Source organism: Pseudomonas sp. SDO55104_S430 (assembly GCF_054070595.1).
The window spans coordinates 20,813-28,506 of record NZ_JBSVXG010000069.1 but is presented as its reverse complement, the minus strand read 5'-3'; the positions used below and the strand labels follow the sequence as shown (position 1 = coordinate 28,506).

The 7,694-nt window shown below is 61.2% G+C and carries 9 protein-coding genes; 2 read left to right on the top strand and 7 right to left on the bottom strand.

The window, feature by feature from the left end:
* Positions 1 to 236: 236 nt before the first annotated feature.
* Both ACW9JE_RS14590 and ACW9JE_RS14585 read left to right on the top strand, forming a co-directional pair.
* A complete protein-coding gene (locus ACW9JE_RS14590) occupies positions 237 to 2,234 on the top strand; it encodes a peptidase U32 family protein (RefSeq protein WP_224533515.1) in 1,998 nt (665 codons plus the stop codon).
* A 400-nt stretch (positions 2,235 to 2,634) separates the two neighbouring features.
* Positions 2,635 to 3,507 carry a mechanosensitive ion channel family protein gene (locus ACW9JE_RS14585; protein ID WP_224533514.1) on the top strand — a complete coding sequence of 291 codons (873 nt, stop codon included), beginning with the start codon at positions 2,635 to 2,637 and terminating at the stop codon, positions 3,505 to 3,507.
* A gap of 14 nt (positions 3,508 to 3,521) precedes the next feature.
* Here the strand turns inward: ACW9JE_RS14585 and ACW9JE_RS14580 are convergent, their stop codons facing one another.
* The 7 genes from ACW9JE_RS14580 to ACW9JE_RS14550 all read right to left on the bottom strand — a co-directional run bounded on the left by ACW9JE_RS14580 (position 3,522) and on the right by ACW9JE_RS14550 (position 7,477).
* The gene (locus tag ACW9JE_RS14580) at positions 3,522 to 3,959 is read right to left on the bottom strand and encodes a short chain dehydrogenase (protein ID WP_457433125.1); all 438 of its coding nucleotides are present in this window, start codon (positions 3,957 to 3,959) and stop codon (positions 3,522 to 3,524) included.
* 93 nt (positions 3,960 to 4,052) lie between these two features.
* Complete coding sequence (locus tag ACW9JE_RS14575) at positions 4,053 to 4,352, bottom strand: hypothetical protein (RefSeq protein ID WP_457433124.1); 300 nt, start codon at positions 4,350 to 4,352, stop codon at positions 4,053 to 4,055.
* Positions 4,353 to 4,596: 244 nt separating this feature from the next.
* Complete coding sequence (locus tag ACW9JE_RS14570) at positions 4,597 to 4,731, bottom strand: hypothetical protein (RefSeq protein WP_457433123.1); 135 nt, start codon at positions 4,729 to 4,731, stop codon at positions 4,597 to 4,599.
* Positions 4,732 to 4,836: 105 nt separating this feature from the next.
* The gene (locus ACW9JE_RS14565) at positions 4,837 to 5,415 is read right to left on the bottom strand and encodes a hypothetical protein (protein WP_224533511.1); all 579 of its coding nucleotides are present in this window, start codon (positions 5,413 to 5,415) and stop codon (positions 4,837 to 4,839) included.
* 395 nt (positions 5,416 to 5,810) lie between these two features.
* Entirely contained in the window at positions 5,811 to 6,317 is a 507-nt protein-coding gene (gene msrA, locus ACW9JE_RS14560) for a peptide-methionine (S)-S-oxide reductase MsrA (RefSeq protein ID WP_457433122.1), read from the bottom strand.
* A 51-nt stretch (positions 6,318 to 6,368) separates the two neighbouring features.
* Entirely contained in the window at positions 6,369 to 6,872 is a 504-nt protein-coding gene (locus tag ACW9JE_RS14555; RefSeq protein WP_457433121.1) for a copper chaperone PCu(A)C, read from the bottom strand.
* Positions 6,872 to 7,477 carry an SCO family protein gene (locus ACW9JE_RS14550; RefSeq protein ID WP_175379084.1) on the bottom strand — a complete coding sequence of 202 codons (606 nt, stop codon included), beginning with the start codon at positions 7,475 to 7,477 and terminating at the stop codon, positions 6,872 to 6,874. Before ACW9JE_RS14550 ends, ACW9JE_RS14555 begins: the two co-directional genes overlap by 1 nt.
* Positions 7,478 to 7,694: the final 217 nt, after the last annotated feature.

The following is a 7,694-nucleotide window of genomic DNA, read 5'->3' as shown; positions in this document are numbered from 1 at the left end:
AGATGTCGACTGACACACCGCTTTCGCGAGCAAGCCCGCTCCCACATTTTTGCTCTTCGCCGAATCCGAAATCCTGTAGGAGCGAGGCTTGCCCGCGAAGGCGTCAGCCCATCCACCACCCATCCCCCCATCCAAAACCGGGCAAACACCCACCACCCGGCAGCACACAGATGCCCGTCAGGCAATTCGCCGGTACAATGCGCCTCTCGACCGTGACCGCCTGACTAAAAAAATATATGTCCTTGCCCAAACATCACCTGGAATTGCTCAGCCCTGCCCGTGACGTGGCCATCGCCCGCGAGGCGATCCTGCATGGTGCCGACGCCGTTTACCTCGGCGGCCCGAGCTTCGGCGCACGCCACAACGCCTGCAACGAGGTGAGCGATATCGCCGGCCTGGTGGAATTCGCCCATCGCTACCACGCGCGGGTCTTCACCACCATCAACACCATCCTGCACGACAACGAACTGGAGCCGGCGCGCAAGCTGATCCACGAGTTGTACGATGCCGGCGTCGATGCGCTGATCGTCCAGGACCTGGGCGTGATGGAACTGGACATCCCGCCGATCGAGCTGCACGCCAGCACCCAGACCGATATCCGCACCCTGGAACGGGCGAAATTCCTTGATCAGGCCGGTTTCTCGCAGCTCGTATTGGCGCGTGAGCTGAACCTGCAGGAAATCCGCGCCATCGCCGACGAGACTGACGCGGCGATCGAATTTTTCATCCACGGCGCGCTGTGCGTGGCGTTCTCCGGCCAGTGCAACATTTCCCACGCGCAGACCGGGCGCAGCGCCAACCGTGGCGACTGCTCCCAGGCCTGCCGTCTGCCGTACACCCTCAAGGACGACCAGGGACGTGTGGTCGCCTACGAAAAACACTTGCTGTCGATGAAGGACAACAACCAGAGCGCCAACATCCGCGCCCTGGTGGAAGCCGGCGTGCGCTCGTTCAAGATCGAAGGGCGCTACAAGGACATGGGCTATGTGAAGAACATCACCGCCTACTACCGCCAGCGCCTGGACGATGTGCTCGAAGACCGCCCGGACCTGGCCCGCGCCTCCAGCGGCCGCACCGCGCACTTCTTCGTGCCCGATCCGGACAAGACCTTCCATCGTGGCAGCACCGACTACTTCGTGACCGACCGCAAGGTCGACATCGGCGCCTTCGATTCGCCAACCTTCACCGGCCTGCCGGTGGGCGTGGTGGAAAAGGTCGGCAAGCGCGATCTGACGGTGGTCACCCACGAGCCGCTGTCCAACGGCGACGGCCTCAATGTGCTGCTCAAGCGTGAAGTGGTCGGCTGGCGCACCAACATCGCCGAGCCTAAAGGTGAGTTCGAGGAAGACGGCGAGAAACGCTACCGCTACCGCGTCGAGCCCAACGAGATGCCGGAAGGCTTGTACAAGTTGCGGCCGAACCATCCGTTGAGCCGCAACCTGGACCACAACTGGCAGCAAGCCTTGCAGAAGACTTCTGCCGAGCGTCGCATCGGCGTGGCCTGGGTCGCGCGTCTGGACGAGCAGCGCCTGCAATTGACCGCCACCAGCGAGGAGGGCGTCAGCGCCAGCGTGACCCTGGAAGGTCCGTTCGGTGTGGCCAACAAGCCTGAGCAGGCGCTGGAGCAATTGCGCGACTTGCTGGGCCAGCTCGGCACCACCGAGTATCACGCCACCAACGTCAAACTGGATGCGCCGCAGGCGTTCTTCATCCCCAACTCGCAGCTCAAGGCCCTGCGCCGCGAGGTGATCGAGGCGCTGACCGTGGCACGGGTCAAGGTACATCCGCGCGGCGGTCGCAAGGCCGAGACCTCGCCACCGCCGGTGTACCCGGAATCGCACCTGTCGTTCCTGGCCAACGTCTACAACCAGAAGGCCCGGGATTTCTATCACCGTCACGGGGTGAAGTTGATCGACGCGGCGTACGAGGCCCATGAAGAACCGGGCGAAGTGCCGGTGATGATCACCAAGCACTGCCTGCGCTTCTCCTTCAACCTGTGCCCGAAACAGGCCAAGGGCGTGACCGGCGTGAAGACCAAGGTCGCGCCGATGCAGCTGATCCACGGCGATGAAGTGCTGACCCTGAAGTTCGACTGCAAGCCGTGCGAGATGCACATCATCGGCAAGATGAAAGGCCACATCCTCAACATGCCGCAGCCCGGCAGCGTGCAGCCCGTGGTCGGCTACATCAGCCCCGAAGACCTGCTCAAAACCATCCCCCGCGCCCCGCACTAAGCCCACGCCCCATTGTAGGAGCGAGGCTCGCCCGCGAAGACGTCAGCCCATTCAGCATAAATGTTGACTGAGCTAAAACCATCGCGAGCAGGCTCGCTCCCACAAGTTTTTGTGTCGATCACAGATCATGCAGTCAACACCAACCCTGTGGGAGCGGGCTTGCCCGCGAAGGCTTTCTTGCAGGCGACATTGATGTTGGATTTACTGGCCTATTCGCGGGCAAGCCCGCTCCCACAGTTCTGTGGTGCCCACCTATGTCGTGATAGCGCCCTTGTGTGGGAGCCTGCTCGCGATGCCTTCCGCCCCTGCGCCGCAGCTCTGACCCCCACACCCCCAAACTGGCGGCCCGCCAAGGCTGTGCTAGCGTCTTGAGGTCATCCCTTATTTGCGAGCTTCTGCCATGGACGAGACAATCGTTAATGTAACCACCGAGAAGTTCAACGCACTTATTGCAGTCGTGCAGGCTTATGGTGTCGCTTTTGCGGTCAAGGTGCTGGTCGCCATCGGTTTCTGGATCGTCGGCCGCTGGCTGATCGGATTTGCCGTTGGCATGGTGCAAAAGGCTCTCGGCAAGCAGAAGGTCGATCCGACCGTGCTGCGTTATGTCGGCTCGGCCATCACCGTCACACTGAACATCATTCTGGTCATCGCCATCCTCGGCTACCTGGGCATGCAGACCACCACCTTCGCGGCACTGCTCGCCGCGGTCGGCCTGGCCATTGGTATGGCCTGGTCGGGGCTGCTGGCGAACCTCGCCGCAGGCGCCTTCATCATCGTGCTGCGACCATTCAAGGTCGGCGATTTCATCTGTGCCGGCGGCGTCACCGGCACCGTGATGGAGATCGGCCTCTTCGCCACCTCGATCAACACCCCGGACAACGTGCTGACCCTGGTGGGCAACAACAAAATCTTCAGCGACAACATCCAGAACTTCACCCACAACCCGTTCCGCCGGGTCGAGCTCAAGGCTCAGCTGTCCGGTGCCGCTGACTGGAAAGCGGCGGTGGCCTTGCTGAAGGAGAAAATCGCCGCGATTCCCAACGTGCTGGAAACCCCGGCGATCGATGTGGAGATTCTCGAGTTCAACCTGGTCGGCCCGGTGCTGGCGGTGCGTCCGTACTGCCACAACGAGAACTACTGGCAGGTGTATTTCGACACCAACCGTGTCATCAAGGATGCCTTGGGCGAAGCCGGCTTCCCGGCGCCAATGCCGGCACAGACCGTGATCTTCCAGCAAGGCGCCGCGTTGCCGGGACCGCTCGCAGGCAAGTAAAGCCGCTCCATCTTTCAGCGTTGGCGGCTTCGGCCGCCAATGCGATTGATCAACAGCAGGCAACCACCGACCAGCAACGCCGCGGCGGCGACCAGCATGGGCGAAGGGCGCTGCGTGAATGTCCGGACCGGACGTGAATCTATCCTGGTCAGCGGAGTATCGACCCGGGCGCGAAAGGGCTCCGGGCTCAGTTCCAGACGTGCGCCATCGCCCAGGGTCAAGGTCAGGTCCTCGACGATGCCGGCAATCCGGCCGGGAAACACCGGCTCGCCCGTCGGATCGAGCTGATCGTAGAAAAACTCCTGACCCTCGAGCCAGCCGACGGCGGTCTGCAACTCAGGACCTAGATAGTATTTTCCATCGAGGAAAAAACCTGGAAAGTGATGCGCGCGCTCGACACTGTCGACGACGTAACGCTCGCCCGGCTTCATGCCGGTGGCTGGAGCAATCATGGTGCGGTCCCCCGTGTTGTGAACGATCAACTGAAAAGCCCGCCATCAATAGCGCGGGCTTTTTGGTTTTAGTGACACGACGCCATTCACCGATCAGCTACCGGTGCCTTTACCTTCACCACCACCTTTGGAGCCGCCTGATGGAGAAGGCCCGTTATCGGTGGTGCCCGCATCGGCGCCATTGGTTGCCGACCCGGTCTTGCCATCGATGCCCTTGGTCATACTGCCGCCATCTGTGCCGGTGCCGACGCTGTTCGACTCATCGCCTTGCGGCTGTGCAGTCCCGGGCGGGAGGGCCGAGCCTTCGGTGGTTTTCTCTGCGGCCAGGGCGCTCAGGGAACTGGCGGACAAAAGGCCGGCGAGTGTCAGGGCGATTAATTTGCTGTTGGTCATTTGAGTCTTCCTTGCTGAGTGTATGTACCCATTGGAAGAATCGTACGGAGTGAAAGTGCAGCGCAGCGGACGAGCGGCAGTGCGGTCATATCAACAAGCCTGAGGTTGGCCCGATATTTGTGGGCGCCCAATACCTGTGGGAGCGTGGCTTGCCCGCGAAGGCGTCAGGACAGTTGACATCGATGTTGGATGTGCCGCCCTCTTCGCGGGCAAGCCCGCTCCCACAGTGAGCGAAGGCAGGGTGTCAGTTGCCGTCAGCCACCTTGCGCTCGATTTCATCAACCTTGCGCTGAACCTCATCAGCCTCGGGTTCGTCGTCGGAAGGCGGAGTGGCGGGCAGGGGTTCATCCGGGATGTCAGCAGGATCATGGTCGTTCATGGGTCTTCCTCCAGTGTGTTCACATTGGAGGAGGCGCCATCGGGGGGAGTTCGAGTTTATCGCCGGCCGGTCGTTCGGCACCGGAGACCGCGCCAGGCGCGACACTCAAAACGCGCCGGAGCCGAAGTAGATGAAGGTCACGGCCGCAGCGATGGCAAATGCGCCGAGGGCCTTGGAGGCGGAGCGATGAGCGTGGGGTGAACTGGTCGATCGCTGAATGTGTGTGCCGGAGTACACCGTGCGGGTGAAATAGCCCTCCATGGTCGCCTTGTAGGTGAAGCGCAGGCCGATGATCAGAAACAGCACGATCATGCTGATGGCGATCGCCCGGATAATCGCCGGATCGACCGTGGGCTTGGGCAATTCCTCTTCGCAGGCGGGGCTGAAGTCTTCGGCGATGCTGATGCGCCCGTCATCCAGCGAAGCCAGCAACGGGCCCTGGCCACCGGGCAGGTTGAGGTCCCGCGCCTGATACTTCCAGAGCGTGGCCGAGCCTTCCCGGCAATAGGTGAAACCGCTCGGATTGGAGGCGACGATGATGCAGGCGTCGTTGATCCCGTGTTTCTTCAAGGTCTCGGTGGCCGACCTTGTGAAGTCCAGCTCCAGGACGGGAATGTTTCCATTGGCGAGCACACTGGCGGACACCAACAAACTCCCCAGCAGGCAAAGTGTTGAGATGTTCAAGGTTATATCCTTGTTTTTATTGGCTTTTTACTGTGCTGGTGAGTGCTGCGCTTCGTCCCTTGAGTAAGTCTAGTTTGCAAATGGCGGATTGATGCGCAAATTGTGTGAAGCCAATCACGTATTTTTCTGGCGCGTTGCGGGGCGACAGACGACATGGCGGACCACGCTCGGTTGTGCCTTACTCGGGGATTGAACGACCATTTCCAGGTCTCTGCGCTGCCCCCTGTAGGAGCGAGCATGCTCGCGATGGAAGATCAGGCACCGCGGGGCGTCAGGTTGCCAGCGTCATTGTTAACGATCATTCGCGGGCAAGCCTCGCTCCCACAGTTCCTACCCACACTGTTCCTGCCCACACAGATCATGACCATACAGGCCTTGCGCCGACAGGTACGGAATCAACCGCGCTTGGGCAACGTCCAATTCGGCCGAATGAAATGGCAGGTGTAGCCGTTCGGATAGTGCTCCAGGTAATCCTGATGCTCCGGCTCCGCTTCCCAGAACGGGCCGGCCGGTTCGATCTCGGTGACCACCTTGCCGGGCCAGAGGCCGGAGGCGTCGACGTCTGCCACCGTGTCCTGCGCGACGTGTTTCTGCTCTTCGCTCAGGTAATAGATCGCCGACCGGTAGCTGGTCCCCAAGTCGTTGCCCTGACGGTTTTTGGTGCTCGGATCGTGGATCTGGAAGAAAAACTCGAGGATCTTGCGATAACTGATCTGCGCCGGATCAAAGGTGATTTCGATCGCTTCGGCATGGGTGCCATGGTTGCGGTAGGTCGCATCGGGCACATCGCCGCCGGAGTAGCCAACTCGCGTGGCAATCACGCCTGGGTAGCGTCGCAACAGATCTTGCATGCCCCAGAAGCAGCCGCCGGCAAGGATGGCGGTTTCGGTGTTCGTCGTCATGTACGCATCTCCCGTCAGTGAGCGGCCCCGGTGATCGGGGCCGTCAGACCATCATTGCATCTTGCTGTGATCCATTTTGCTGTGATCCATCATGCTGTGGTCCATCGTGTTCAACGCACGGGCTTGGGCCTCGACCTTGATGGTTTCTTTCTCGCCCTTGGCGTTTTCCACGGTCAACGTCAGCGGCACCTTGCTGCCATCGGCCACCTGGGCGGTCAGGTCCATCAGCATGATGTGATAACCATTCGGATCGAAGCTTACCGGCTTGCCGGCCGGCAGGGCGACGGACTCGACCTGACGCATGCTCATCACGTCGTCCTTCATGGTCGACTGGTGAATCTGCACCAGCTTGGCCACCGGCGACTCGACGCTCACCAGCTTGCTGTCGCTGTCGGCCTGCAGGGTCATGAACGCGCCGGTCGAGTGCTGGCCGGCCACGGTGGCGCGGACCCAGGCGTCATTGACCTGAGTTTGTGCGGATGCCTGCCATGCAAGGCCGATCAGGGCGACGCCCAGGGCCAGTTGTTTGATACGTGCTGCGCAAAGCGAAGTCATCAGCAGACCTCCATGACGGTGAGCAGGTCTTCTGCGCACTCTTGAGCGGTAAGGGACGCGGACAGGCCCAGGCGCAAATTGCCCCGGGAGTCGAACACGAAACTGGTGGCGGTGTGGGACAGGGTGTAGGTGTCGCCGCTCGGGACCTTCTCGAAGAATACGCCGAACTCTTTGGCAACGGCGGCGGTTTCTTCCAGCGTGCCGTAGAGCGCCTCGAAACTCGGGTCGAAGGCCTTGACGTACTTGTCGAGCAATTCGGGGGTATCGCGTTCCGGGTCCAGGGTGATGAAGACCACTTGCAGGCGCTCGCCATCGCGGCCCATCAGTTTCTTCGCCTGGGCCGCGCGGGCCAGCGTGGTCGGGCAGACCGCCGGGCATTGGGTGAAGCCGAAGAAGATCATCGGCATCAGGCCCCGGTAGCTGCCGAGCATCCGGGTTTCGCCCTGGGAGTCCGTGAGTTTGAAGGAACGGCCCATGATCTTGTCGCTCAGATCCTTGCCGTACTTGAACGACAGCTTGCTGCTGTCATCGCAGCCGGCAAGCAGGCCGAGGCTCAGCAGGCTCATGCCCTGCAGGACCGAACGGCGGGAATACAACGTACTCATGGAAATAAAGCTTCCTGTGTAGCGACAGAAATAAACACAGTGCCTGACAGACCAGGCGGAAAAAAGCGCAGGGATGTTAACAAACTGTTGTCCGATTGCGCCTAATCGATCGCCCGCCGGTACTGCGCCAAATGGTCGCGGGGCACGCGCTACACAGGCATACAAAAGCCTGTCGTGCGGACACATTGCAGATACATTCGTGCGGTTTCATGGGGCG